25 protein-coding genes are annotated in these 24,167 nt (G+C 62.0%); 15 read left to right on the top strand and 10 right to left on the bottom strand.

What is annotated here, in order from left to right; translation table 11 throughout:
* The gene (locus I6E56_RS08530) at window positions 1-303 is read right to left on the bottom strand and encodes a DUF2470 domain-containing protein (protein WP_197137344.1); all 303 of its coding nucleotides are present in this window, start codon (window positions 301-303) and stop codon (window positions 1-3) included.
* A gap of 71 nt (window positions 304-374) precedes the next feature.
* On the opposite strand from I6E56_RS08530, the gene I6E56_RS08525 reads away from it, so the two are divergent.
* The gene (locus I6E56_RS08525) at window positions 375-2,357 is read left to right on the top strand and encodes a heavy metal translocating P-type ATPase (protein WP_197137342.1); all 1,983 of its coding nucleotides are present in this window, start codon (window positions 375-377) and stop codon (window positions 2,355-2,357) included.
* A 49-nt stretch (window positions 2,358-2,406) separates the two neighbouring features.
* Here I6E56_RS08525 and I6E56_RS08520 read toward each other — a convergent pair whose 3' ends face one another.
* Window positions 2,407-2,916 (bottom strand): MarR family winged helix-turn-helix transcriptional regulator, encoded by a 510-nt coding sequence (locus I6E56_RS08520; protein WP_197137340.1) that lies wholly within the window; start codon window positions 2,914-2,916, stop codon window positions 2,407-2,409.
* Window positions 2,917-3,008: 92 nt separating this feature from the next.
* Here I6E56_RS08520 and I6E56_RS08515 point away from each other — a divergent pair, with 92 nt between their 5' ends.
* Window positions 3,009-3,800: an SDR family NAD(P)-dependent oxidoreductase gene (locus I6E56_RS08515; protein ID WP_197137338.1), complete on the top strand. Its 792-nt coding sequence runs from the start codon at window positions 3,009-3,011 to the stop codon at window positions 3,798-3,800.
* A gap of 62 nt (window positions 3,801-3,862) precedes the next feature.
* Here I6E56_RS08515 and I6E56_RS08510 read toward each other — a convergent pair whose 3' ends face one another.
* Entirely contained in the window at window positions 3,863-4,621 is a 759-nt protein-coding gene (locus I6E56_RS08510; RefSeq protein WP_197137336.1) for an SDR family oxidoreductase, read from the bottom strand.
* Between the two features lie 111 nt (window positions 4,622-4,732).
* Here I6E56_RS08510 and I6E56_RS08505 point away from each other — a divergent pair, with 111 nt between their 5' ends.
* Both I6E56_RS08505 and I6E56_RS08500 read left to right on the top strand, forming a co-directional pair.
* Window positions 4,733-5,746 (top strand): LacI family DNA-binding transcriptional regulator, encoded by a 1,014-nt coding sequence (locus tag I6E56_RS08505; protein ID WP_197137334.1) that lies wholly within the window; start codon window positions 4,733-4,735, stop codon window positions 5,744-5,746.
* A 21-nt stretch (window positions 5,747-5,767) separates the two neighbouring features.
* The gene (locus I6E56_RS08500) at window positions 5,768-6,739 is read left to right on the top strand and encodes an aldo/keto reductase (protein WP_197137332.1); all 972 of its coding nucleotides are present in this window, start codon (window positions 5,768-5,770) and stop codon (window positions 6,737-6,739) included.
* Here I6E56_RS08500 and I6E56_RS08495 read toward each other — a convergent pair.
* The 3 genes from I6E56_RS08495 to I6E56_RS08485 all read right to left on the bottom strand — a co-directional run bounded on the left by I6E56_RS08495 (window position 6,722) and on the right by I6E56_RS08485 (window position 11,837).
* Window positions 6,722-7,048: a helix-turn-helix transcriptional regulator gene (locus I6E56_RS08495; RefSeq protein WP_197137331.1), complete on the bottom strand. Its 327-nt coding sequence runs from the start codon at window positions 7,046-7,048 to the stop codon at window positions 6,722-6,724. The two genes, I6E56_RS08500 and I6E56_RS08495, sit on opposite strands and share 18 nt — an antisense overlap.
* Complete coding sequence (locus tag I6E56_RS08490) at window positions 7,045-7,518, bottom strand: SRPBCC family protein (RefSeq protein ID WP_197137329.1); 474 nt, start codon at window positions 7,516-7,518, stop codon at window positions 7,045-7,047. The genes I6E56_RS08495 and I6E56_RS08490 overlap by 4 nt, the downstream gene beginning before the upstream one ends.
* Window positions 7,519-7,712: 194 nt before the next feature.
* Window positions 7,713-11,837 carry a family 78 glycoside hydrolase catalytic domain gene (locus I6E56_RS08485; protein ID WP_197137327.1) on the bottom strand — a complete coding sequence of 1,375 codons (4,125 nt, stop codon included), beginning with the start codon at window positions 11,835-11,837 and terminating at the stop codon, window positions 7,713-7,715.
* 276 nt (window positions 11,838-12,113) lie between these two features.
* Between I6E56_RS08485 and I6E56_RS08480 the strand changes: the two genes are divergently transcribed.
* From I6E56_RS08480 to I6E56_RS08450, 7 genes are all read left to right on the top strand, one after another.
* The gene (locus I6E56_RS08480) at window positions 12,114-12,980 is read left to right on the top strand and encodes an amidohydrolase (protein ID WP_197137325.1); all 867 of its coding nucleotides are present in this window, start codon (window positions 12,114-12,116) and stop codon (window positions 12,978-12,980) included.
* Window positions 12,981-13,105: 125 nt separating this feature from the next.
* Window positions 13,106-13,429, top strand: a complete 324-nt coding sequence (locus I6E56_RS08475) for an L-rhamnose mutarotase (RefSeq protein WP_197137324.1) — start codon at window positions 13,106-13,108, stop codon at window positions 13,427-13,429.
* Window positions 13,430-13,465: 36 nt separating this feature from the next.
* On the top strand, window positions 13,466-14,782 hold the full coding sequence (locus I6E56_RS08470) for an L-fuconate dehydratase (protein WP_197137323.1): 1,317 nt from the start codon (window positions 13,466-13,468) through the stop codon (window positions 14,780-14,782).
* 166 nt (window positions 14,783-14,948) lie between these two features.
* A complete protein-coding gene (locus tag I6E56_RS08465; protein WP_197137322.1) occupies window positions 14,949-15,593 on the top strand; it encodes a peroxiredoxin-like family protein in 645 nt (214 codons plus the stop codon).
* A gap of 67 nt (window positions 15,594-15,660) precedes the next feature.
* Window positions 15,661-15,849: a hypothetical protein gene (locus I6E56_RS08460; protein WP_197137321.1), complete on the top strand. Its 189-nt coding sequence runs from the start codon at window positions 15,661-15,663 to the stop codon at window positions 15,847-15,849.
* A 6-nt stretch (window positions 15,850-15,855) separates the two neighbouring features.
* Window positions 15,856-16,620: an SGNH/GDSL hydrolase family protein gene (locus tag I6E56_RS08455; protein ID WP_197137320.1), complete on the top strand. Its 765-nt coding sequence runs from the start codon at window positions 15,856-15,858 to the stop codon at window positions 16,618-16,620.
* Between the two features lie 143 nt (window positions 16,621-16,763).
* Window positions 16,764-17,513 carry a hypothetical protein gene (locus I6E56_RS08450; protein WP_197137319.1) on the top strand — a complete coding sequence of 250 codons (750 nt, stop codon included), beginning with the start codon at window positions 16,764-16,766 and terminating at the stop codon, window positions 17,511-17,513.
* A 14-nt stretch (window positions 17,514-17,527) separates the two neighbouring features.
* On the opposite strand, the gene I6E56_RS08445 is transcribed toward I6E56_RS08450, so the two are convergent.
* Together I6E56_RS08445 and I6E56_RS08440 are read right to left on the bottom strand one after the other, a co-directional pair.
* Complete coding sequence (locus I6E56_RS08445; protein ID WP_197137318.1) at window positions 17,528-18,145, bottom strand: bifunctional 4-hydroxy-2-oxoglutarate aldolase/2-dehydro-3-deoxy-phosphogluconate aldolase; 618 nt, start codon at window positions 18,143-18,145, stop codon at window positions 17,528-17,530.
* Window positions 18,146-18,180: 35 nt separating this feature from the next.
* Complete coding sequence (locus I6E56_RS08440) at window positions 18,181-19,089, bottom strand: sugar kinase (RefSeq protein WP_197137317.1); 909 nt, start codon at window positions 19,087-19,089, stop codon at window positions 18,181-18,183.
* An 89-nt stretch (window positions 19,090-19,178) separates the two neighbouring features.
* Here I6E56_RS08440 and I6E56_RS08435 point away from each other — a divergent pair, with 89 nt between their 5' ends.
* From I6E56_RS08435 to I6E56_RS08425, 3 genes are read left to right on the top strand one after another with little or no spacing between them, the layout of a single operon-like run.
* Entirely contained in the window at window positions 19,179-19,916 is a 738-nt protein-coding gene (locus I6E56_RS08435) for an IclR family transcriptional regulator (RefSeq protein WP_197137316.1), read from the top strand.
* A gap of 37 nt (window positions 19,917-19,953) precedes the next feature.
* The gene (locus I6E56_RS08430; RefSeq protein ID WP_197137314.1) at window positions 19,954-20,145 is read left to right on the top strand and encodes a hypothetical protein; all 192 of its coding nucleotides are present in this window, start codon (window positions 19,954-19,956) and stop codon (window positions 20,143-20,145) included.
* A gap of 9 nt (window positions 20,146-20,154) precedes the next feature.
* Window positions 20,155-21,468: an MFS transporter gene (locus I6E56_RS08425; protein ID WP_307842809.1), complete on the top strand. Its 1,314-nt coding sequence runs from the start codon at window positions 20,155-20,157 to the stop codon at window positions 21,466-21,468.
* Here the strand turns inward: I6E56_RS08425 and I6E56_RS08420 are convergent.
* Together I6E56_RS08420 and mgrA are read right to left on the bottom strand one after the other, a co-directional pair.
* Window positions 21,465-22,232 (bottom strand): DNA alkylation repair protein, encoded by a 768-nt coding sequence (locus I6E56_RS08420; protein ID WP_197137311.1) that lies wholly within the window; start codon window positions 22,230-22,232, stop codon window positions 21,465-21,467. The two genes, I6E56_RS08425 and I6E56_RS08420, sit on opposite strands and share 4 nt — an antisense overlap.
* Before the next feature lie 44 nt (window positions 22,233-22,276).
* The gene (mgrA, locus tag I6E56_RS08415; protein WP_197137310.1) at window positions 22,277-23,305 is read right to left on the bottom strand and encodes an L-glyceraldehyde 3-phosphate reductase; all 1,029 of its coding nucleotides are present in this window, start codon (window positions 23,303-23,305) and stop codon (window positions 22,277-22,279) included.
* Between the two features lie 124 nt (window positions 23,306-23,429).
* On the opposite strand from mgrA, the gene I6E56_RS08410 reads away from it, so the two are divergent.
* Window positions 23,430-24,137, top strand: a complete 708-nt coding sequence (locus I6E56_RS08410; protein ID WP_197137309.1) for a TVP38/TMEM64 family protein — start codon at window positions 23,430-23,432, stop codon at window positions 24,135-24,137.
* Window positions 24,138-24,167: the final 30 nt, after the last annotated feature.

The following is a 24,167-nucleotide window of genomic DNA, read 5'->3' as shown; positions in this document are numbered from 1 at the left end:
TTAGCTGTGGGGTCGAGCTTCGACGCCGAGCTTTTCGCAGGCGGCGTCGTAGAGCTTCACGATCTCATGGCGGATCTCCGCGCGCTCGGTAATCTCCGTGCTCCAGGGCACCGTGACGTGATGTTCGATGCCGTCGACATCCGAGTACTGCCACGTTCCCTCAGTGCCGTCGAAGGACACCATCGCCGCTGAAATGGCGGAAGATTCTGCGAAGGCACGCACGATGAGCAGGTTGTCATCGTTGTGGTCGCTGTTCATGTGGGCGAGTACTGCGGACACGATTTCTTCACTGAAAGTAGTCACGGGTCTACGGTAGCTGGGAGTCGTGGGTTTTGGGGTTGTTCCATACCCTAGAGGGGTATAGCGTGGCGCCCATGGATCACTCGCATCACGTTGCCCAATTCCGCCGCCTGTTCTGGATCATGCTGGTGATCGCGGTGCCCGTGACGGGTTTCAGCATGATGTTCTCCGAGATCATCGGCTACACGATCCCGGATGTCGCGGTGTTCCACTGGATCTCGCCAGTGCTCGGCACGGTCATGTATTTCTGGGGCGGAAAACCCTTCCTCACGGGCGGCTACTCTGAGCTGAAGTCGCGCCAACCGGGAATGATGCTGCTGATCTCACTGGGCATCACGGTCGCGTATGTCGCGTCGCTGGCATCCACTCTGGGCCTCATCGACCAGGCCCTTGAGTTCTGGTGGGAGCTCGCGCTTCTGCTCGTCGTGATGCTGCTCGGCCACTGGGTCGAAATGCGGTCACTGGCTCAGACCTCAAGCGCACTCGATTCTCTTGCCGCTTTGCTTCCGGATGAGGCGGAGAAGGTTGAGGGGGACGACTTCGTCACCGTGCCGCCGTCTGATCTCGTTGTGGGCGATGTCGTCATCGTGCGTCCCGGCGGACGAGTACCCGCCGACGGCGAAGTGATTGACGGTTCAGCCGAGGTTGATGAGTCGATGATCACGGGAGAGTCGCAGCCGGTTTCGCGCGGCGAGGGCGACCGCGTTGTGGCGGGAACCGTGGCTACCGATAACTCGATCCGAGTGAAGGTCACCGCGATTGGCGATGATACGGCGCTCGCGGGCATCACCAAGCTCGTTGAAACGGCGCAAAACTCCTCGTCGCCCGCCCAGCGCATTGCCGACACCGCCGCAGGCTGGTTGTTCTGGTTCGCTCTCGGTGCCGCCGCGATCACCGCCACCGTGTGGACCCTCGCGGGCAGCCCGGATGACGCGATCGTGCGCACCATCACGGTGCTCGTCATTGCGTGCCCGCACGCTCTTGGCCTTGCCATCCCGCTCGTCGTCTCGATCTCTACTGAGCGCGCGGCTCGTGCCGGAGTGCTCGTGAAAGACCGCATCGCCCTCGAAACAATGCGCAAGGTCGACACCGTTCTCTTCGACAAGACGGGAACGCTCACGAAGGGCGAGCCCGCCGTCACTCACGTCGCGGCGGTCGGGGATGCGAGTGAAGATGACGTTCTTCGACTCGCAGCGGCAGCGGAGAACGACAGTGAGCATCCGCTGGCCAAGGCGATTGTGACCGCCGCGAAGGATCGCGAACTCGAACGAGTAGGCGCCTCCAACTTCAGTTCGTCGAGCGGTGTTGGCGTCGAAGCTTCTGTTGATGGTGCGACGATCAGCGTGGGCGGGCCGAGCATGTTGCGCCAGCACGACCAGCAGCCCATCGATGTAACGACCGAGTGGGCGGCAGACGGCTCGATCATTCTGCACGTGCTCTCTGACGGTCACGTGATCGGGGCAATTGGGCTCGCGGATGAAGTGCGCGAAGACTCGCGCCAGGCGATCGATGCGCTGCACGCGCAGGGCGTCACCGTGGTCATGATCACGGGAGATGCGGATGCTGTTGCACAGTCGGTAGCCGCAGAGCTCGGGATCGACCGGGTGTTCTCGGGCGTGCATCCAGAAGACAAAGCCAGCAAGGTCGCCGAACTGCAGAAGGCGGGCGACACCGTCGCAATGGTCGGCGACGGCGTGAACGATGCGCCAGCGCTCGCCCAGGCGGATGTCGGAATCGCGATCGGTGCCGGAACTGACGTAGCCATCGCCTCGGCCGGTGTTGTGCTCGCCAGCGACGACCCACGCTCGGTGCTCGCCGTGTTCGAACTCTCGCGTCGCAGCTATGCCAAGATGCGCCAAAACCTGTGGTGGGCTGCCGGCTACAACCTCATCTCGGTGCCCCTCGCTGCTGGCGTGCTTGCCCCCATCGGCTTCGTGCTGCCGATCTCCGTCGGAGCGCTGCTCATGTCGGCCTCGACCGTTGTTGTCGCGGCGAACGCGCAACTGCTGCGCCGCCTCGACCTGCGGCCCGAGGCGGTTATTGCGCGCAAGGACTAGCGGCCGAGCCAATCGCCATCCACGTTGAGGATGAGCCGGGCTTGGTTTGCTAGTCGGTGTCGGAGGAGAGTGATCTTGGTGGCTGCCATCCCTCCTGCTTCCGAATTGCTCGCTGGATACTCAGGCTGATTTCTCGCAGCTGACTCTGTTGTGCCTTTGTGAGCGGATCGAGGACGAGTTCCGTGACCGACGAAGCGTGCACCGGGGTGGCCTTGTCGAGCATCTCCAGCCCGGCCTCGGTCAGGCTGGTAAGCATTGACCGCCCGTCCAAGGGGTCTCGAGTGCGCTGCGCCCAACCCCGTCCCTCGATACGCGACACTGCTCGAGATAACCGCGAAAGCGAGCTGTTCGCATAATCCGCCAGAACGGTCATCCTCAGCGTGCGGTCCGGCGCGTCAGCCAATGCGAACAGGATGCCGTACTCAAAGTGCGTGAGGTCGAAACCGCGAACCAGAGGGGCGTCGAGGGCGGGTGGCAGCCATTCGAGCACCGTCGCAAGTGCCGCCCACGTCGCGAGGTCATTTCCTGTGAGGCGGTTCGGGGCGCTGGAATCAGTCATGTCTACACGCTACAGGTTTACTTGACTGAGCAACCGAATGAGGTTAGTTTTTACTTGACTGGGCAAATAAAAAACGAGAGGTCCCCACGACCATGGATATGCAGCTGGAAAACAAACGTGCCTTTGTGAGTGGTTCGTCGCAGGGGATCGGGTATTCGATCGCGAAGGCGCTTCTCCGGGAGGGCGTAGCGGTGGTCATCAACGGCCGTGACGACAGCCGGCTTCAGCAAGCGCTGACGAACCTCCAAGCTGAAGTACCTGGTGGGAACGTGACGGGTATTGCGGCGGACTTTGCCGACGCCGCTGAAGTGCAGCGCCTCCTCGATTCGCTCGGTGGCGTCGACATCCTTGTTAACAACGTCGGCCTCTTCGATTTAACGCCCTTCGCCGAAATACCCGACGATGACTGGTCGCGCTATTTCGAGGTAAACGTGATGAGCGGAGTCCGACTGTCCCGAGCGTTGATGCCCAGGATGATCGACGCAGGATGGGGCCGGATCATCTTCATCGGGAGCGAATCAGGCGTAAACATACCCGCTGATATGACTCACTATGGCGTAACCAAGGCGGGCATGCTCGCTTTGAGTAACGGCCTAGCCAAGCTCACCCGCGGTACCGGCGTGACGGTTAACACAATTCTTGGCGGCCCGACCTACTCAGACGGAGTAGCCGCTACCATCCGCGACATCGCCGAGGCGCAACGGCTCTCGACGGATGATCTGAAGGCGACCATCATAGGGGGGAACCAAACCTCTCTCCTCGAGCGCTTCATCGAGCCTGCCGAAATCGCGAACCTCGCCGTCTATCTCTCGAGCCCGCTTTCCTCTGCAACGAACGGAGCCGCCGTGCGCGCTGACGGCGGAGTACTGACCGCAATGCTGTGACCGGCGCAGGGGGCAGCGCCGCTAGCCGACGATGGTGGAAGCCAACAGTGTGTGCGTGAGGTCTACCGGCCCAGCCACCCGCCATCCACGTTGAGGATCGCGCCCGAGACGTAGTCGGAGGAGCGCGATGCGAGGAACACGGTGGCACCCGCGAGGTCGCTGCCGACGCCCCAGCGACCGGCGGGGATGCGGTCGAGGATTGCCTTCGAGCGGTCGGGGTCGTCTTGCAACGCCTGGGTGTTGTCGGTGGCGATGTAGCCGGGGGCGATCGCGTTCACGGTGATGCCCTTGCCCGCCCACTCGTTGGACAGTGCTTTGGTGAGGCCCGCGATGCCGGACTTCGCTGCCGTGTAACCGGGCACGTTGATGCCGCCCTGGAAGCTGAGTAGCGATGCCGTGAAGATGATCTTGCCGCGACCACGTTCGATCATCGAGCGAGCGATCGCCTGCGTGAGGGTGAATTGGCTCGACAGGTTCACCTGGAGCACGCGATCCCACAGCTCGGTGGGGTGTTCGACGGCGGGGGCGCGCTCGATGGTTCCGGCGTTGTTGACGAGGATGTCCACGTTGCGGGTCGAGAGTGTCTCGCCCAGCGCGGCTACGGCATCCGGGTCGGTAAAGTCGCACGCGATGCCCTCAAAGGTGCGGCCATACGAGGTGACCGCCTTCTCGATGTCGCTGCCTGAGGCCTCGATCGAGGCGCTGACGCCGATGATGTTCGCGCCGGCAGCGGCGAGTGCCTCGGCCATGGCGAAGCCGATCCCGCGCCGTGCGCCCGTGACGACCGCGGTGGTTCCGGTGAGGTCAAACATGCCGTTCATGGGTCTGGCTCCGTTTTCGATCATTATGCATCGGGCGGCCGTGACCGGCGGTGGAGTCGATCTGGTCAATCGACTTACCAAAGCCCGGGCGCACTAATACACTAGGCAACTATGGCCACTTTGAGTGATGTTGCAGCTCGCGCCGGAGTATCCGTCTCAGCGGTGTCTCGCGTGCTGAGCGACAAGCCCGGCGTGCGGGTGAGCGTCGCAACGCGCCAGCGAATTCACGACGCGGCTAAAGAGCTCAACTATCGCCCCAATTTCACCGCCCGCGCCCTCAAGTCGTCGCGCACCCATGCGGTCGGTCTCGTCGTTCCCGGCGTCACGAACGCCATTTTCTCCGAACTCATGCGTGGGGTCGAAGAAGAAGCGAGGGCGAAGGACTACATGGTGCTGATTGCCAGCACCGAACGACTGCCCGAAGGCGAAGAGTCGATTCCGCGCCTCATGGGCGAGGGGCGGGTCGACGGGGTGATCGTGCAGTTCGGCGATCATCTGAGCGGTGACGACCTGCGCACTGTGACCGAAAGCGGCCTGCCCGTCATTTCGGTCAACGCGATCAACCCGGGCAGCGGCGGCTCAGTTCGGCTCGATGACGAAGCAGGGATGCGGTTGGCAACGCAGCACCTCATCGAGCTGGGGCATACCCGCATCGGCTATGCCGGCGGCCTGCCCACCTCAGAATCGGGCCAGCGACGGCTCGCCGGTTTTCGCGAAGCCATAACCAGCGCATCCCTCGCCATCGACCCCGCGCTGGTCACCGATTTCGGCTACTACCCGAAGGATGGCGTGCAGGCCCTCACCGTGATGGCTGAGGCTCCAGCGCGACCGACGGCGGTCGTTGTCGCTAACATCAACGCAGCGCACGGTGTGCTTTCCGAAGCACGGCGGCTGGGCATCCGCGTTCCCGAAGAGCTGTCAATCGTTGCGATGCACGATACCTGGACTGCGGAGATAGCCTGGCCGCCCCTGACCTGTGTGCGGATGCCGTTGTACGAACTTGGCCGCAATGCCATGGCAAACCTGTGGGATTTCATCAACTCAGGAACCGCCGAAAACCGAGTAATCGCCGACCCAGCACCGCAGCTGATCGTGCGCGAATCCACTGCGCCGCCCGCGCACTAACACTCCACGGAGGAGCCAACAGTGAAAACCAGATCAACTCAGCGTGGACTTGAACTGACCGAAATTGGCCTCGGTGCCGCCCAGCTCGGCAATCTGTACCGCGAAACCACTGACGTCGAGGTGGAAGAGGGCGTGGCTGCAGCGTGGAACGCCGGAGTGCGCTATTTCGACACAGCGCCGCACTACGGGCTTGGTCTGTCTGAGCGACGCCTTGGCGAGCAGCTTCGCACGCACCCGCGCGACGAATACGTGATCTCCAGCAAAGTGGGAAAGCTGTTGGTGCCTAACCCGGGTGGAGAGAACCGGATGGATGACGAAGGCTTCGCGGTGCCGGCAGTCACCAAACGACAATGGGATTTCAGTCGCGATGGCATCCTGCGCTCGGTTGAAGCCTCGCTCGCCCGCACCGGCCTCGACCATTTCGATGTGCTCTACCTCCACGACCCCGAAAATCACTTCGAACAGGCATCAACCGAAGGAATCGGCGCCCTTATCGAACTGCGAGAGCAGGGGATGGTGAAGGCCGTCGGTGCCGGCATGAACTACGCCGAGCCCCTCGCCGAACTCATTCGTCGCGCCGATATCGACCTCGTCATGTGTGCTGGCCGGTTCACTCTCATCGATGACACCGCGCTCGCCGAGCTGATGCCACTTGCCCTCGAACGCCACGTTGGGGTCGTTGTTGCCGGCGTCTACAACTCTGGACTTCTTGGCCGCAATCGTCCAAGCCCCGATGCGACGTTCGACTACGGCCCCGTTCCGCCGGCAATTCTTGAGCGGGCCAATCGCGTCGCTGACGCGTGCGAAGCCCACGGCGTCACGCTTCCCGAAGCTGCTATTGCGTATGTGCTGCGGCATCCGGCGGTCGTCTCCGTTGTTGTGGGAGCCCGCGGCGGCGAACAAACACAGTCGAACATTGATCGCTACGCGGCCACCATGCCCGAGGGGCTGTGGCGCGACCTCGAAGCTGCCGGGCTAGTCGCCGCGCTCTAGCTCTTCGGCGATCGCCTTGATCGCGAGAAGGCGGCGATCCCACTCGGCGCCGATGGCATCGAGGCGTGTGGCAGCTTCGCTAAGTTGCGCCCCGAGCACGCGATAGCGCAGTTCGCGGCCCACTCGAACGGGCTCAACGAGCCCGGCATCATGCAGCACGTTCAAGTGTTTGGCGATGGCTTGGCGCGTCACGGGCAAGCGTGCGGCGAGGGCGGATGCCGAAGCGTCGCCTTCTCCGAGCGCCGCCAGAATGCTCCACCGGGTTTCATCCCCGAGGGCCGCGAAGACGGGGACGAGTGTGGTGATCATGCGCCCTCGAGATAGGCGACGAGTTCGTCGAGTTCGGAGTCCCAACCACCGCGGTGGTCTTCCATATTGGCCGCGGGGTCGTCGCCGAAGTTGAAGCCCGTTTCAACGACGGTGAGTTGCGTGCCTCCCTCGATGGCATCCAAAGTGAACCGGAAGACGGTTGAGCGCTTCGGGTCGATCGGCTTAGTGGGGTCGTCAGTTGGTCCGCCCCAGCGATACGCGATCACGTTCGGTTCATCGAGTTCTTCGACCTGCACCGGAAAGCTGCCATACCCCTCAAAGGTAAAAGTGCCGGTTTCGCCAACCGCGACAGCGTCGAACGTCGCGACCTCGGGGAACCAACGCGAAAGGTGTTGCGGCTCACTGATGGCGGCCCACACCGCGACGACCTGCGCCTTGATGGTGATGGTTCGCCGCACGGTGAACTCGTCGTTGTCGACGACGGCGGGTGGGTTGCTGGTCATGGCCATGATTCTCTCCTCAATTCGCGGAAGACTGCAACCCGATAGTTGCATTAACTTTCAGCGAGTGCAACCAATTGATTGCAGCACGCTTCCCAACCGCATTGCGAGTGCTCGCGGCATCCGTAGGCCGCTGTCGCTCGTTACTAAAAAAGAGGGGCCGAGCCCAGCGGCCCGACCCCTCCTCGTTCTCGTGTGTAGTGCTACTGAACGGTCACGCTGACCGGCTGCGATGCGGTCTCGCCGTGGGTGTTCACGAACACAACGACCAGTTCATGCGTGCCGGGGGTGATGCCAGAGAGCTCGACAGCGACGTGCTGCGCAAGCGGTGTCTCTGCCGTCAGCTCCCCTTCGCTCACCACAGCACCGTCTAGCTCGAAGCGATACTCGCTGGCATTCGTACCCCACCAGAGATTCGCGAACGCCGTGAACGTCGACGACTTCGCCCAGTTGTTGTGGCTCGCCGTGGGGCGACCGGGGTCGGCAGACGTGACCGTCACCGTGGTGGTTGATGTCGACCGCACGCCCTGCGAGTTCACGAGCTCACCCGTGTACACGTAGATTCCGTTCGGTTTGTCAGCGAAGTCGACACTCGCCTTCTGTGCGTAGACCGAAGTCGATTCCGGCAGAACCGTGTTCACGAGTTCCCCATTTTCATAGAGACGGAAGACGCTGCCCTGGGTGCCCCACCACATGTTCATCTCCACGCGGTAGTTGCCGTCGTGCAAGCCGTAGGCCCACCCGCTGGTGTTGGAGAGAGTTCCGCGCGACGGCAGTTGAGTTGCGCCATCGTCGAAGGGAAGCACCGTGAGAGTTACCGATTCTTCGGTGACCAAACCGTCTCCGTTCGTTGCTGTCGCCGTGAGCACGACATCCGCACCCACGAGCCCAGCAAGTTCTTCAGCAGAGATCGTTGCATCTGCGGCAACATCTTCGCCGTTGAACGTGACAGCAAGCGACTGGATGCCGCTCTCTGCGTCGCTGGCCGTGACGCCCAGCTCGAGGGCGGTATCCGCAAAGATGACCCCGGATGGCATGCCGGCGAGCACGGGAGCCGTCTCGTCGGCGGCTATCGTCGGCTCGCAGAGTGCGGTGAGGTAGTCGTCAGAAGCGACATCTGGGTCGGCGGAGACGGTGACAGCCTGGCAACCAGCGCCCACGCCGGGGAGGGTCGCGAACCCGCCCTCAACATCGACACCGGTCAGTGTTCCGTTGAGGTAGACCCCGGTAGTTCCGTCAGGCACCGGCACGACCAGATCGGCCGTCGTGTTTCCGGGGATCTCCGTGACGAGGCGAATCGTGCCATCCTCAGCATGGTTGAAGGCTGCACCAATCTGACCCTTGACGGTTGGAACAGTGATGCGCGCCTCGTCGACGCCACCCGGCTGCGGCTTCACTTGGAAGGTTTCGTAGCCGACCTCGATCGGCTCGATGCCGAAGAGCCCTGCTGGCACATGGAATGCCGGCGAGGCAGCCCAGGGGTGCGAGTAGGTGAGGTTGTTCTTCTGCGACGGGTCCCACGCCTCCATCGTTGAGCCAGCGCCGAGATTGATCATGTTCATCCAGCTGGATGTACCTTCATCGGTGAGGAGCCCGACTGCGGCATCCGCGGCGCCACCATCGAAGAGGCCCGAGATCGAGAAGCCGGCGCAGTACACGCTGCACGCCATGCCCTTCGACGCGACAAAGTCGGCAACCAGCGCAGACTCGTCATTCTCGGGGACTCCGAAGGAGAGAGCGAAAGCGCTTGCGTGCAGTGAGTAGTGACCGGTGAGGACACCGTCGGCATCCATTCCATCGTCGTAGCTGCCGGTGTCTTCGTTGTAGAGCAACTCGTTCATGGCGTCGCGCATGCGCTCAGCCTGAACGGTGTAGCTTGCCGCATCGTCAGCGAGGCCGAGAGCCTCAGCCATCGAAGCCATGTCGACGAGTGAGCGGTACGCCAAGGCATTGATCACCGTGTTGTATTCGCGGAACTCGTAGTTGTCACGCTGGCTTGTTGGCCAGTCGACAATGTCGCAGTCGGTGCGACTAGCGCAGCCGTCTGAACCCGACGTTTTCTGCACAAGGCCAGTAGCAGGATCAATCCATTTGGTCGGCATCTTGTCGACGAGTGATGCGTATGACGTCTCGACCTGTTCGAGATTGCCAGTCTGGCGCCAGGCATCATGGACCGCCAGCACCACGTACATCGGCCATTCGGTAGGCCAGGTGCGGTTGTTGGCGAAGTAGTCCATCGAGTAGCGGCCGAGCGAGAGATCTTCCATGAGGTAGAGGGATGACTTCAACTGGAGATAGCCGTCTGCCTCATAGTTGATGCGCTCGCGAGTCCACGAGTCGGTGTAGAAGTTCGCGTTGAGCGCTTCGATCGAATTCTTCGACAGAGAATAGACCTGGTTGAGGTTGTCATCGGATGACGTAAAGGTCGATGCCTCTTCGTTGAACGGGTACACGAGCGCAAGTGCCTGAAGGTTCTCGGCGGTTACCGGCTCGGGAGCATCCAGAATCTCGAGGTAGCGGAACACTCGCATGCCCCACGTTTCGATCGTCTGCTCACCGTCAGTGAGTGTCGCAACATCCCGGTACTCGTTGGTGTTCGTTGTGAGCTTGTACTTGACCGTGTTCTCTGCCGAGGTGATCTCACCGAAACGGAGTTCGACGGTATCGCCCGCTGCGCCATCGGCGATGTCGTAGCTGACGCCACCGATCCAGGTGCGACCGAAGTCGACGAAGTAGTTTCCGTCACCCTTGTCAACGATCGAGATGGGGTCGTGAAGCTGCTGTTCGACCTTGGCGATGGGTGTCGCTTGCAGATCAGGGAAGGCTGGCTTCTCGACTGCGCCCGACCATTCGGAGTCATCGAAACCCACGGTGGTGTAGCCGGTGGGGAACTCGCGAAGGTCGAGGTTTTCTTTCGGGGCGGTGTAGCGCGACGAGCTGATCGATCCCGCATCCGGAAGCACCGGTGAACCAGGAAGAGCGGTCCACGATTCATCGCTGCCGAAGGTTTCTGTTGAACCATCGGCATAGGTGACGACGAGCTCGCCAATGAACTTCTGAAGCGAAGCATCGGCCGAATAGGCCTGGATGCCAATTGCATTCGCCTCGCCCTGCTCGAGCAGCGCGGTGACATCGAAGCCGTCGTAGCGGTTCTCCGTTCCGATGCGGTTCGTCGGGCCGAGGCCCACAAACTCGCCATTGACGTAGGCCTTGAAAGCGAACTGGCTGTGCGTGCGGAAGTCTCCAGCCGTGGCGAAGAGTGTTGCTCCGGTGATGGTCTGGTCACTGAGTTCAACCTCGGTGCGCAGGAACGCCCAGTTGGTCGTGATCGTTTGCGCTCCGGGAACGGAGAGGAGGCATGCGCTGGACTTACCCACCGTGATAACCCCGTTGTCGAGAGAGCCGCACGCGAGTGGGCTAGAGCCGGCCGGGTCAAAAGCGAACAGTTCTTCGCCATCCGGTGCGGTGACCGTGAGGGCGCTGACCGTTCCGCCTTCGGAACCACCGGTGCGGAAGCCGACGCCGCCGGAGGCGAATGCAGCGTTGGTGCGTTCGTCGACCTGCACGCCAGCGACCGATGTGGTGATGGTCGAGCCCGACACGGTGATCTGAATATCGACCGGAACGTCTGGCGTGATGGAGCCGCTCGGAAGCGACACGGCGGGAAGCGCGACGTACTTGCCGTTGGTCAGGGTGTGAGGAACGAGCTGGTTCTTGTCGGCTCGGAACTGCCACATGTAGGCGTTGGAGCCATCGACGCCGCGCACGAAAATTCCGAGCGCAACCGTGGTGCTGATGGTGGTGTCGAGCGTGTAGTCGACCCACGGTGCAGCCGCGCCGGGGTATTCGGAGAATGCCCAGATGGGTTCAGCATCCCAGTCGCTGCCGACCGCCGTGCCAAACCACGTTGGAGTGGCGGATGCCGATTCAGTATCGTCGGAATCCCACGTGGTGACACTCCAGAAGTAGCGAGTGGCGGCGGCGAGAGGCTCTCCGCCATAGGCGACATCAGTTTGGTCGGTTGAGGAAACCTTGCCGGAATCCCAGACGTCACCGTTGCCGTTCGCAGCGGCATCCGCGGTGCTCGAGACCCGAATTTGGTAGGCAGACTGAACGATCGTGTTGACGTACCACGAGAACGTGGGGTCTTGGAGATCATCGAGATCGGCGGGCTTCTCGAGCCCATTGATGCGCAGGCCGGTCGGGGCGGTTGTGGCCGCGGCGGCGTGCGCAAAGGTTGAGGTGCTGAGGGCGAGTGAGGTGATCAGGAGCAGGAAAGCCAACGCGGCGGCGACTGCTCGGGATGGACGGAGGACTCTTGGCGACATTGCCAGTTGCATCGGCTTCCTTGCCTGTGTTGCGGTCACGACATCGTGACACGGTGGAACCAGTCTCTGAATCGATTCAATGGTGACGGACTCGTCTACCCCTGTCAAGGGGCAATAAAAACGATTCATGCTTAGTGCCGCTTGTCGATTTCCGTGGAGCGGAGTCACGCCGTTCGCGCCTAGCCGCGAACGGGCGGCTAGAGTCACGCGGTTGTCGAGTTCGTGGTCGCCGCTCGCAGCACTCTCTAGACTGACCAGCAGCGAAGGGAAGAAACCGTGACATTTCCGATTATCGACGCCCACCAACATGTGTGGGATCCCAACCGGGCGCACTACGACTGGATGAATGATTCGCTCGCGCCCATCAACAAGAAGATGACGCTGGCCGACCTTCTTCCGGAGTTGCGCACGGCCGGCATTGATTACACGGTGCAAGTGCAGTCCGCCGACAACTCGGATGACACCCGATTGATGATGGAGTCCGCTGCCGCCCACAATGAAGTGGCGGCGATTGTGGGCTACGTGCCACTCGAGCGGCCAGAGCAGGCTGCACGCATTGTGGAATCCTGGAAAGACGACACTCGCATGGTGGGAGTGCGCTGCCTTGTGCACAACCAGCCTGACCCCGAGTGGTTGCTGCGACCGAACGTCGACGAGGGACTCACGGTGCTTGAAAAAGCCGGGCTTACCTTTGATGTGGTTGCCGAGTCGCCCGAGCTTCTCGCCCTGTTGCCCGAACTGTCGCGGCGGCATCCCGAACTCAAGATGGTTGTTGACCATTTGGGCAAGCCGCCGATCGATCTCGATGAGCGTGAGCCGTGGTGGACTGCGATTGCGGAGGCGGCCGAGAACCCCAATGTGTTCGCGAAGGTGAGCGGTTTGTATTCCGCCAGCGGGGATGCTGCTGCGTGGACCGCCGACAGCGTGCGCCCTTTCTACGAGCGCGCGCTCGATGTCTTTGGGCCGTCACGGTTGATGTATGGCGGCGACTGGCCGATCTCCATTTTGGCCGGCGGTTATCGGCGCGTATGGGCCGGAGTGTCTGCGCTTCTTGAAGGTGTGGATGCTGTCGACCGAGAGGCGATTCTTGGGCGTACCGCTGCAGATTTCTATTCGATCGATGACGCCAGAATTGGCTTCTAGCGCTCGTTAGCTGACGGCCGTTTTCGTTGCGTTGGCCGGAGGGCCCTCGCAATGCTTGCACATGATTGTCCAGTGGTATAACGTTTGATCACGCATCAAGGGACGCTGTGGCGAAAGGGAAAACTGTGAAACGAGTAGCTCAAGTGATCGGTCTTCCGCCCGAGAATCGCGAGGAGTACGAGCACTACCACGCTGCCGTGTGGCCGACGATTCTCGACCGACTCGCCTCCAGCAACATCCACAACTATTCGATCTACCGGCACGGCGATCTGCTGTTTTCCTACTTCGAATACACCGGCGACGATTACGACGCTGACATGGCGGCCATCGCGGCCGACCCCGAGACGCAACGCTGGTGGGCGCTTCAAGAGCCCCTTCAGCGACCCTTGGATGATCGCGCCGAGGGTGAGTGGTGGAAAGAGCTTCCCGAAGTTTTCCACACCGACTAATTCGAATTTCATTCCGATCAAGGAGCACCTTTCACGATGACCACCATCACCAGCGTTGACGTTTACGACGTGCGCTTTCCGACGTCACTCACCGCCGACGGCTCGGATGCCATGAACAAAGACGCTGACTATTCGGCCGCCTATGTTGTACTCCGCACAGACGAAGAGGGCGTCGCGGGCTACGGCTTCACCTTCACGATTGGCCGAGGAAACGAGATCTGCGCGCTCGCTGCCGAGCAGCGGGCCGCACCTCTCGTGGGTCGGGATGTCGACTCCATCGTCGGCGACCTTGGTGGCATTTACCGCGAGCTGAAGTCTGACTCGCAACTGCGCTGGCTCGGCCCAGAAAAAGGTGTTGAGCACTTGGCGATGGCCGCCGTGATGAATGCCGTGTGGGATCTCGCTGCTCGCCGCGCGGGCAAGCCGCTCTGGCGTTTGCTTGCCGACATGACTCCCGAGCAACTTGTCGATACCGCCGACTTCCAATACCTCACCGACGCTCTCACTAAAGAGGAAGCAGTCGCGATGCTGAGCGAACTCGCTCCCACCAAAGAGCAGCGCATCGCCGAACTCACCGAGAGCGGCTACCCCTGCTACACAACGAGTGCTGGCTGGTTGGGGTACTCCGACGAGAAGCTGCGCATGCTCTGCCAGGAGGCTGTGGATGCTGGCTACCGCCACATCAAACTGAAGGTCGGGGCGAATCTTGAGGAGGACATCCGTCGCTGCGGTATCGCTCGCGAAGTGATCGGCGATGACGCGAAGCTCATGATCGACGCCAACCAGGTGTGGGATGTCAATGAGGCGATTGTCTGGGTGAAGGCGCTCGCCGAGTTCAACCCGCTGTGGATTGAAGAGCCGACGAGTCCGGATGACGTGCTCGGCCACGCCACGATCCGCAAGGCCGTTGCCCCGATCGGTGTCGCCACGGGAGAGCACGGCATGAACCGGGTTCTCTTCAAGCAGATGTTCCAGGCCGAGGCCATCGACTTCTGCCAGCTCGACTCGGCACGCCTCGCCGGCCCAAACGAGATCATTGCCGTGTACCTGATGGCCAAGAAGTTTGGCGTTCCGGTCTGCCCGCACGCTGGCGGCGTTGGCCTCTGCGAGCTCGTGCAGCACCTCTCGATCTTCGACTACGTCGCCGTATCGGGCACGCTCGAGAACCGGGTAACCGAGTTCGTCGATCACCTGCACGAACACTTCGTTGACCCCTGCATCGTCGAGAACGGCGCCTACCGCGTGCCGATGGCACCGGGCTACTCGGCGCAAATGCACGAGTCGTCGGTCGCCGAGTTCTCGTTCCCTGCCGGTAGCTACTGGGTTGGTGCGGCAGCGGCCGTAACGTCGTAGCGGCGGCAGTGGAAGCGGCAGCAGCGGTGGCCTTAGCTGCCGCAGGGCCGCCCAGTTGGCCTTGTCATGTTCAGCAATCACGCGGTGAGCATTCAGGCATCAGGAATAGCGTGACTGTGCTGCTGGTTTCCCCCAGCAACACCTTTTCCTTCTAGTTTGGAGCGCCATGAATCTCACCCAGCAGCTCAAAGAACGTGCCGACAACAGCGCAGCGACAAAGTCTGCCGAAGACACTGCAACGTTGACGAACTCCGTGACCGAAGTCGAAAAGGCTGGCATCGTCAACAACGCGCTCAAGGTCGGCGACACCGCTCCCGACTTTGCGCTGCCGGATGCCGAAGGCAACACCGTGCGCCTCAGCGAACTGCTCAACAAGGGCCCGGTCGCAATCGCGTTCTACCGCGGAGCCTGGTGCCCCTACTGCAACATCGAACTCAAGGCGCTGCAGGACACCCTGCCCGACTTCCGCGCCGCTGGGGCAACGCTCGTGGCGATCTCGCCGCAAACTCCAGACGAGTCACTCTCTCTCGAAGAAAAGCACAACCTCGAATTTCCGGTGCTGTCCGACGGCGAGCTCGAAGCTATCAACGGCTTCGGACTCCTTCACCCCGTGGATGACCGCACCAAAGCCTTCTATGAGAAGTCGGGCTATGACCTCGTGAAGTCCAACGGTGCGACCGGCTGGCAACTGCCGCTTCCCGCAACCTACGTGATCGCGCAAGACGGCACTATCGCGTACGCGTTCGTGCAGGCCGACTACAAGTTGCGTGCCGAGCCCGCCGATGTGGTTGAGGCCATCAAGTCCCTTTAGGCCGTCGGCCACGCGCCGATCCCTAGCGCGTGGCCCCCGCCCTCCAGCTCAGGCGTAGGCTGGCGGGATGATTGAAACTCAGACCCTTGTCGATGGCAGTTGGGCGTGGATTGCTCTCGCGATTGTCACCGCCGGTCTTGCGGAAATGAAGCACCGTCGGCGCTGGGTGTGGTTTCTCCTCGCCCTCATTTTCGGGCCCATCGCCACTGCACTCGTCGTGATCTGGCGCCGCCCCGATTCCCCCTTCGGAAGGTAACACCGCATGACTCACCAGTTCTCCAGCTACGTTGCGATCGGAGACAGCTTCACTGAGGGCGTCGGAGATGAACTGCCGAATGGTCGGGTGCGCGGTTGGGCAGACCAAGTTGCTCTCGGCCTTGCGCTCGCATCGCCTCAGCCGGTCACCTATGCGAACCTCGCCATTCGCGGACGCCTTCTCGCGCCCATCGCGGGAGAGCAGCTGAAGGCTGCTGTTGACCTCCGCCCTGAGCTGATGAGCATCAATGGTGGCGGAAACGACATCATGCGCCCCAAAGTTTCGCTGGAATCGATCACCGACCAGCTGCTTGCCGCAGTCGACACGGCCACGGCCAGCGGCATCCACGTTCTCTTACTCAGTGGCGGAAACCCGAGCAAGCACTTGCCGTTCGGATCGGTAATGTCTACGCGCGGCGACCGCTTGGCGCAAGAAGTTATGTCGCGGGCGTCGAAGGACAACGTGACGTTCGTCAACAACTGGGCTGATCAGGAGCTCACGAAGCTTCAATATTGGTCGGTCGACAAGCTTCACCTCAACGCTCGCGGGCATGCCCGGGTGGCGAGCAATGTGTTGTCGGCGCTCGAGATTCCGGTGCCCGACTTTGCGGCCGACGAGGGACCAGCGGATGACGCCCGCCCCCGCACCGCGGCCTACTGGCGTGAATACGTGCTCCCTTGGATCGGCCGCCGTCTCACCGGGCGTTCCTCGGGCGACAACCGGGAACCGAAGAGCGCGACCCTGCAGCCCGTGGAGATCGCGGGGCGCTAGGTTTCGAGGGGGGTTGCGGGTCCATTCGTTGTGGATAGCGCTCGTTAAAAATGAAACCGTCGTGATCAAATGATCTACGACGGTTTCCGAAACCCGCTCGGCCTGTGCCGGGGGGAATATGCATCAAGAATAGCTTTCATCCCTTGATTCCTCAACCCACACTGAGCGAGCAACGAGCCCTCATCGCGAGCCTGGCGAAACAGAGACTGCGACGCTTCCGTGAGGTTACAGACGGAGACCGCGACGCTATTTCTCTTTATCTCTTGGACTCCGAAATCGCTTCGCACTTGCACGCAGGGGTGCGTTTCGTTGAGGTCGGGTTGCGCGAAAAAATGCATCGATCATTATCGGAGTTGTATGGCGAGCGTTGGTTCGACGATTCTGCGGGCATTCTTGACGAGGGCACGATCCGCTCTATTGCCCAGGCGACGGCTCAAGTGGGCCCCCACGCCTCGGCAGGCAAGGTGGTCGCTCAACTGATGCTCGGCACGTGGGTGGACTTGCTTGGCCGAGGCGAAGTGAAAGCCGACGGGTCTAAAGCGCGTTACGTGCGAGATGTGTGGGAACCTGCGTTCAAGCACTCATTCTCAATCCCCCGCTCTGAGCTGCGCGCACTGGCGATGCGTATTAACTGGGCGCGTAACCGCATCAGTCATTGTGAGCCTGTTGTATTCGGGCTCCCCATGCCGGGGCTCGGTGAACCTGGACACAGGGTGCGCCGATCACCCGAGAGATTGTTCACGGATATCCAGACGCTCGTAGCGGTCATGGAACCCGGTCTCGCGCCGTGGATTGCTGGGTGGAGTCACACGAAAGCGCTATTCCGTCACGAACTCGCCGTGCGAGCGTTGAGCCACGTCGCGAATGACTCTTCTGTGCGCCTTCAGCTCTAGCTCAGCGCAGCGAGCTAGTTGCGCGCGGCGAGCAGCTCCGCGAGGCGCGGCAACTGGGTCTCATCGGCGAGTGCCGAACCGACCGCAACAACCTTCGCGCCCGCGGTGAGGTATTCGCCGGCGTTGCCCGCATCCATTCCACCGGTCGCGACAAAACGCATCGCGGGGAACGGTCCACGCATGGCGCCAAACCAGCTAGTGCCGAGAAGTGATGCGGGGAAGGCTTTCACCCAGGTGAGGCCAGCGGCTTGTGCGGTCTGAACCTCGGTGGCGGAGGCGACGCCCGGCAGCGGCGGCATGCCCGCTTCGAACGAGGCGCGAACGACATCGAGATCAAAGCCGGGGCTCACCGTGAAGGCTGCTCCGGCATCCGCAGCTTGGCGCACGTGTTCGAGGGTGACGACGGTTCCGGCGCCGACGGCCTTGCCGAGCTCCTTGCCGGCAGCAACGACGGCGCGCAGTGCTTCAACATCTTCCTCACTCTGGATGGGCACCTCTACCGAGTCGATGCCGAGCTCCCACGCAGTGCGCGCGAGGGCAACACTGCGGTCGACGCCGAAGCCACGAAGGATCGCCATGAGGGGCTGACCGTCGAAGAGCTGGTCGAGGGATTCGTTAGAGATCTGAGCCATGAGAGTGAGCCTTTCAGCGGTGTGGGGGAGAAGAGTTAGAGCGTGGGGAGGTCGGTGGTGGATTTCAGCACGAGGGCAGCGCGGTCGTGGCCGAGGCCCAAGCGCTGTTCCGGAGTGAGCCCGGTGAGGTAGCCGCTGAGGTAGCCGGCGGCGAACGCGTCGCCAGCTCCGACGGCTTCGACGACGTCAACCGTGTGGGCGGGAACGAAGACGGTGCCCTCGGCGCTGAATTCTGTCGCGCCGACGTCGCCGTCCTTAATCACGAGGATGCCGGGGGCGTCGAGCAGTGCCCGCACTTCTTCCGGCGTGGTCGTGCCCCACAGCACTTCGGCTTCGTCGAGGCCGACGAGCACGATGTCTGCTCGGCGGGCGAGAGCGAGGAGAGTTGGCCCGGCCTCTTCGATGGGCCACAGCGCGGCACGGTAGTTCACGTCAAAGCTCACAACAGTGTCGCTGTGCTGAGCGCGATCGAGAACCGACTCGATGAGTGCAGCGCAGCTCGCCGAGAGAGACGGCGTAATTCCCGAAATGTGGGTGAGGGCGGCCTGCTCGAACGCGACGTCCGCCAGATCGTCGGCGGTCATGGCCGACGCGGCTGAGCCGGCGCGATGGTAGATCACACCGTTTCCGGGATCTTTGAAATAGAAGCCGGTGGGAGCATCCGTGCTGAACTTCACGAGGCTCGTGTCGACACCGCGCTCGCGGAGTTGGCGCTCGACGCGGCGGCCGAGAGCATCCGACCCCAAGTGGCTTGCCCAGGCGGCGTGATGGCCGAGGGCGGACAAGTGAACTGCGACGTTTGATTCTGCGCCACCGGTTTCGAGGTGGAACAGCTCAGCCGTTTCGATGGGCTCGGCGACCGTGGGCGTAATGAGCACCATGGTCTCGCCGATCGTGATGATCTCCGGCTTCGTTGTCGTTTGCACGGTTCCACTATCGACCATGTGCGCATTCTGTGCAACACTGTTGCAGATAGTGCAACACATCGGTGTGACGTGGATGCCGCACCACACCGCCAGCAGAGGGAGCCCGGATGTCGCAGAGCGTTCGTCGAGCAGCGCGCATCATCGACTCGATTGCCCGGCATCCCGCAAGTGTCAGCCAGCTAGCTGCCGAGTTTGAGGTGCACCGCTCCACGATGTTCCGCGAGGTGCAATCCCTCGAAGAGGTCGGTTACCTGCGCAAGCGAAAGAATGGCGAGTACGTGCTCGGCTTGCGACTGATTGCACTCTCGCACCTGGCATCCGACAGTCTCGATCTGGCCGAAATTGCTCACGATCGCCTCGTGAAGCTTCACCGCACAGTGGGCAACACCATCCATCTCGCTGCCATTGTTGACCACAGCATCGTCTATGTCGACAAGGTCGAAGACACCAGCGGTGTGCGCATGTATTCGCGCATTGGCAGCCCAGCGCGGCCGTACTGCAGCGGCGTCGGCAAAGCGATTCTCGCTGGGCTCGATGCCTCTGACCGGGATGCCGTGCTGCGAAACGTGGTCTGGGAGAAGTTCACGGCGAAGACTCTCACCACCCGCCCCGACCTCGATGCCGAGCTCTCGACCGTCTCAGCCCGCGGCTGGGCGGTAGACGACGGCGAGTTCGAAGACTTCGTCAACTGCATCGCGGTGCCGATCTATGGCCCGGCTGGGGTGGTCGGTGCGCTCTCGAATACGGCGATCCGGATGGTCGCTGACCTCAACTCCCTCAAAGCCAACCTGCCGTTGCTGCAGGACGTCGCGCGCGAGATCTCGGTGGAGCTCGGCGCGGCCTGAACGGAAATTTTCTCGCTTTTTCGCCTAGGGTTGCAGCATGACCACAATCACCGCGTTCCTCTATCGCCTCGGCGCGACGGTGGCGAATATCGCGCAGAGCTTTCTGCAAGCAAACGGCGGTGGTAACGGCGATCCTCAGGCACTCGACGAGTCCGTCAAGCGGGATCGCGATTCGGATTCACCCACTTCGGAGCAGCGCGACAGTTCCGAGCAACAAAACGATAGCTAACTTGGCACCGTGGGCAGGACAGCGCGATATCTAGTTAGTAGAAACTTTGCGTTGCTGTGGGTGGCGCAAGCCACTTCGTCGTTTGGGGAATTCGTTCTCGGCGCCACAGCCACGGTGTGGCTGGTGCTCGATCTCGCCCGCAACGACCCGTTGCTTCCTACTTATGTCGCGGCTGTTGTGATCGCTTCCTCGGCGCCTCGGCTTTTCATTGCTCCGTTTGCCGGAGTCTGGGTCGATCGTTGGCGCGCGAAGCCCACAATGGTCTGGGCCGACGTGATTCGCGCTGCACTGATCGTTCCCGTCATCGCGATTGCGAGCACTGGCCCTAGCAAGCAACTGATGATTGGCTCGCTGCTCTGTTTGTTGCTGGGTATCTCGGTGCTTTCGCAGTTCTTCAATCCGGCACGCGCCGCGCTGATGCAAGTAGTGATCCCCGCCGAACGTCGAGTGGATGCCTCGAGCAAGAGCATGTTCGCAGGCTTAGGCGTCGCGGTCATTGCTGCTGCGCTCGGCCCGGCGCTCTTTTCCCTCTACGGTGCTATCCCTGCCTTGGCCGCGAACATGCTGACCTTCCTTGTCTCCGCACTCGTAATCGCGCAGACTCGAAACCTCGCGGTGATCCCGATCTCAGAACCCGAAATCGCATCATTTTGGTCGCGTTTTCGCAGCGGGATCGTCACGGCCTGGCGCGTGCGTTCGATAAGGATGGTTCTCATCGGCGTTGGGCTCTACGGCGTCTCGCTGGGGATAAACAATGCGGTGCTGTCCCTTTTCGCTCTCGAAACACTTCGCCTCAGCGCTGCCGAATATGGAATGGTCGCCGCAAGCTTTTCGCTTGGAGGCCTCATCGGAGCTGCGTTCGCTGCGCCGCTGGTGCGCAAGGTGGGCAGTGAGCGACTTTTTCCTAGCGTGATCGTCGCTCTTGGTCTCTGCTATTTCGGTTATGCCTTCACGCGGGATTTCTGGTCAGCAGCAGGGATGATGCTGCTCTGTGGTGTTGGATTTGCGGTCTATCTGGTTGCGCAGGGGCCCATTTTGCAAGCCTCAACACCGCCGGGATTTATGGGGCGAGTTACGGCAGTGAGCGTACCTATTCTTGGCCTCTCGTCTACCCTTTCCACCGTGATTTCGTCGCAGCTTCTCTCGTACGCCTCAGTGCGCGCTGCCGATGCTGGGTCAAGTTTGGACCCGCGGGCGTATGCGATCGCCATTGCGGCAGGCGCGACTGTGCTGTGCATTGGTGGGGTAGTTATGACACTTGGCGCCCACCAAGAACCGAGGAAAACAGCGTCCTGGGTTTCGTCCCCTGAGCGGCCGAGCTAAGCGAGCGAGGCGCGCACGCGGTCGCGTTCGGGTTGAGGCAAGCGCTCCGTCGCGCGGCGAATGGCGGGCCGCGGCATGCTCGCGGAGTGGGTCGCCAGAAACGCGCGTACGGCATCCGGATGCACGGCCAGCAGTTCGCGCAGTACCCAACCGAGCGCGCTCGAGACGGTCTTGCGCCGGTCGTCCACGCAGTTCGCGAGCAACTGAAGGCACGGGTCGATCGGCATGAAGACGGCGTTCTTGCCGCTGTAGTGGATGAGGCTCACCATCGCGATACGCCGTTGCCATTCGCTGTCGGAACGGCTCCACTCCTCGAGTGTCGGATACACGAGTTCTGGCTGGTCGGCCAGCGCGAACGAATACAGCCGAGCCAGGTCATCGGCGTGAGCCCAGTTGTCGATGCGCCCGATCCAGCCGACGGTGGTGCTCCAGAGTTCGGCGCCGTCAGCCGCGGTCCAACGGCGTGAACCGATCCGGTGCCGATAGAAATCGAGCGCCGCAAACATCACATCGCCGTTGTTGGCGAGGTTCCAGATCCCATCCCATGCAGCGAGGACGGATGCCGAATCCTGGTCGGTGAACGAGAAGCCAGCCGCAACTCGGCGGCGGCGGTCTGGCGTGCGCAGACCGAAGTAGGCGTAGCCGGAGCGGCGATCGGCCCGCACGAGTTCACCGCGCTTGGGCGAGATCTCCGTTTCGCGGGCGAGCGCGGAAAGCGCACCGAGTACTTCGTCGTGGTGCTGCTGCGCTGTGGGGGAGCTCACGCTCTACCCTCCCACAGCGACTGCAGCTGTCGTGCGATGGCGGCTTAGGAAACCGCGCTCGATGCTGCCCACAGGTTGATGCCGGCATCCTTGGCGTGCTCGTCGATTGCAGCCAGCTCGGAATCCTCGAACGAGAGGTTCTGAACCGCGGCAAGGTTTTGCTCGAGCTGAGCGACGCTCGAGGCACCGATGAGGGCGGAGGTGACGCGATCGTTGCGCAGTGCCCACGAGATGGCGAGTTGTGCGAGCGACTGGCCGCGTCCGGAAGCGATGTCGTTGAGCGCCTTCACACGACCGAGGGTTTCGTCGTTGAGCATTCCCGACTTGAGCGAGCCGCCCTTGGCGGCCCGCGAGTCTGCGGGAACTTCGCCGAGGTAGCGATCGGTGAGTAGTCCTTGGGCGAGCGGCGAGAACGCGATAACGCCCAAGCCCAGCTCTTCCACGGTGTCGAGAAGTCCGTCTTCGACCCACCGGTTGAACATCGAGTACGAGGGCTGGTGGATGACCAGGGGCGTTCCGAGGTCATTCATGATCCGCACGGCTTCGCGCGTGAGTTCGGGCGAGTAGCTCGAGATTCCGGCATAGAGAGCACGGCCCGAGGTGACGGCAGTGTGCAGCGCACCCATCGTCTCCTCCAGAGGAGTGTCGGGGTCGGCGCGGTGCGAGTAGAAGATGTCGACGTAGTCGAGACCAAGGCGGTTGAGGGACTGGTCGAGGCTCGCGAGCAAATACTTGCGTGATCCCATCACACCGTAGGGGCCGGGCCACATGTCGTAGCCGGCCTTGCTGGAGATGATCATCTCGTCGCGGTACGGACGGAAGTCTTCACGCAGAATCTGGCCGAAGTTCGACTCGGCAGAACCGGCGGGAGGGCCGTAGTTGTTGGCGAGGTCGAAGTGAGTGACGCCGAGATCGAAAGCGCGGCGCAGAATCGCACGCTGGTTGGCGAGCGGCTTGTCATCTCCAAAGTTCTGCCAGAGTCCCAACGAGACGGCGGGCAGTTTCAGGCCACTACGCCCCACACGGCGGTAGGGCATCGGTTCATAACGGGCATCATCAGCGACATAGACCATTCGCTAATGCTGCCATAACTTTCCTCACGAAAGCAGGGAACGGGAGTTCCGCCTCGGGACCGGTGTGCCGCTGAGTAAGCCCGATCACACACCGCGGGTCCAGGGGAGCCGTAGCATTGGGCTCATGACAAAGCCCCGCGCCTCAACTCTGTGGCGCGCTGGCGTTCTTCTCGCAATCCTCGTTGCGATCGTGATCGTCGCGTTGACCGTGCAGGTCCCCTCTACGGATGAGATTCACGAATGGACGAAGAGCGCAGGAAGCCCGGGAATCGCCATCTTTGTGGCTGGGTACGCGCTTCTCACGCTCACTCCAATACCGAAAAGTGTGCTCAGTATCGCGGGCGGGGTTGCCTGGGGGCTCTGGATCGGCAGTCTCATCGTGCTGATCGGCGCCCTGATCGGCGCAGCGCTTTCGTTCTGGCTCGGACGATACTTGGGGCGGGATGCCGTCGAGCACTTCACCGGTGGGCGAGTGCGCGTTGTCGATGACATGTTTCAGCGCCGGGGCCTGCTGTCGGTGATTGCACTTCGCCTCATCCCCGTGCTCCCGTTTACCCTCATCAACTACGCCGCAGGGTTGACTGCCGTGCGCGTGCGGGATTACGCCCTCGGTACTGTCATCGGCATCATCCCGGGCACGCTCGCGTATGTCGCGGTGGGCGCTTACGGTGCAGAGCTCAATGACGGTTTCTACTTCGCGCTCGGAGCCATCGGGGTCCTCGCGGTCGCTGGTGTACTTGTGGTGAGGCACATCCGTAAAAACGATCCCGTCTTAGAGAACGACCAGATCGTTCCGCCAGCTGACGAGCAGATTGCGCCCGAGCCGGTCTAGCCCCCAATAGCTGCCCGGCGTCGCCAGCTT

Origin of the sequence: Salinibacterium sp. NK8237 (assembly GCF_015864955.1) — a bacterium.
Classification (GTDB): domain Bacteria; phylum Actinomycetota; class Actinomycetes; order Actinomycetales; family Microbacteriaceae; genus Rhodoglobus.
The sequence above is the reverse complement of the archived record's forward strand: the minus strand, read 5'-3'. Positions and strand labels throughout refer to the sequence as shown.

Coding starts and splice junctions, on each gene's coding strand:
- I6E56_RS08525 (WP_197137342.1), top strand. CDS start 375: ATGGATCACTCGCATCACGTTGCCCAATTCCGCCGCCTGTTCTGGATC.
- I6E56_RS08520 (WP_197137340.1), bottom strand. CDS start 2,916: ATGACTGATTCCAGCGCCCCGAACCGCCTCACAGGAAATGACCTCGCG.
- I6E56_RS08515 (WP_197137338.1), top strand. CDS start 3,009: ATGGATATGCAGCTGGAAAACAAACGTGCCTTTGTGAGTGGTTCGTCG.
- I6E56_RS08510 (WP_197137336.1), bottom strand. CDS start 4,621: ATGAACGGCATGTTTGACCTCACCGGAACCACCGCGGTCGTCACGGGC.
- I6E56_RS08505 (WP_197137334.1), top strand. CDS start 4,733: ATGGCCACTTTGAGTGATGTTGCAGCTCGCGCCGGAGTATCCGTCTCA.
- I6E56_RS08495 (WP_197137331.1), bottom strand. CDS start 7,048: ATGATCACCACACTCGTCCCCGTCTTCGCGGCCCTCGGGGATGAAACC.
- I6E56_RS08490 (WP_197137329.1), bottom strand. CDS start 7,518: ATGGCCATGACCAGCAACCCACCCGCCGTCGTCGACAACGACGAGTTC.
- I6E56_RS08485 (WP_197137327.1), bottom strand. CDS start 11,837: ATGTCGCCAAGAGTCCTCCGTCCATCCCGAGCAGTCGCCGCCGCGTTG.
- I6E56_RS08470 (WP_197137323.1), top strand. CDS start 13,466: ATGACCACCATCACCAGCGTTGACGTTTACGACGTGCGCTTTCCGACG.
- I6E56_RS08465 (WP_197137322.1), top strand. CDS start 14,949: ATGAATCTCACCCAGCAGCTCAAAGAACGTGCCGACAACAGCGCAGCG.
- I6E56_RS08460 (WP_197137321.1), top strand. CDS start 15,661: ATGATTGAAACTCAGACCCTTGTCGATGGCAGTTGGGCGTGGATTGCT.
- I6E56_RS08455 (WP_197137320.1), top strand. CDS start 15,856: ATGACTCACCAGTTCTCCAGCTACGTTGCGATCGGAGACAGCTTCACT.
- I6E56_RS08445 (WP_197137318.1), bottom strand. CDS start 18,145: ATGGCTCAGATCTCTAACGAATCCCTCGACCAGCTCTTCGACGGTCAG.
- I6E56_RS08440 (WP_197137317.1), bottom strand. CDS start 19,089: ATGGTCGATAGTGGAACCGTGCAAACGACAACGAAGCCGGAGATCATC.
- I6E56_RS08435 (WP_197137316.1), top strand. CDS start 19,179: ATGTCGCAGAGCGTTCGTCGAGCAGCGCGCATCATCGACTCGATTGCC.
- I6E56_RS08430 (WP_197137314.1), top strand. CDS start 19,954: ATGACCACAATCACCGCGTTCCTCTATCGCCTCGGCGCGACGGTGGCG.
- mgrA (WP_197137310.1), bottom strand. CDS start 23,305: ATGGTCTATGTCGCTGATGATGCCCGTTATGAACCGATGCCCTACCGC.
- I6E56_RS08410 (WP_197137309.1), top strand. CDS start 23,430: ATGACAAAGCCCCGCGCCTCAACTCTGTGGCGCGCTGGCGTTCTTCTC.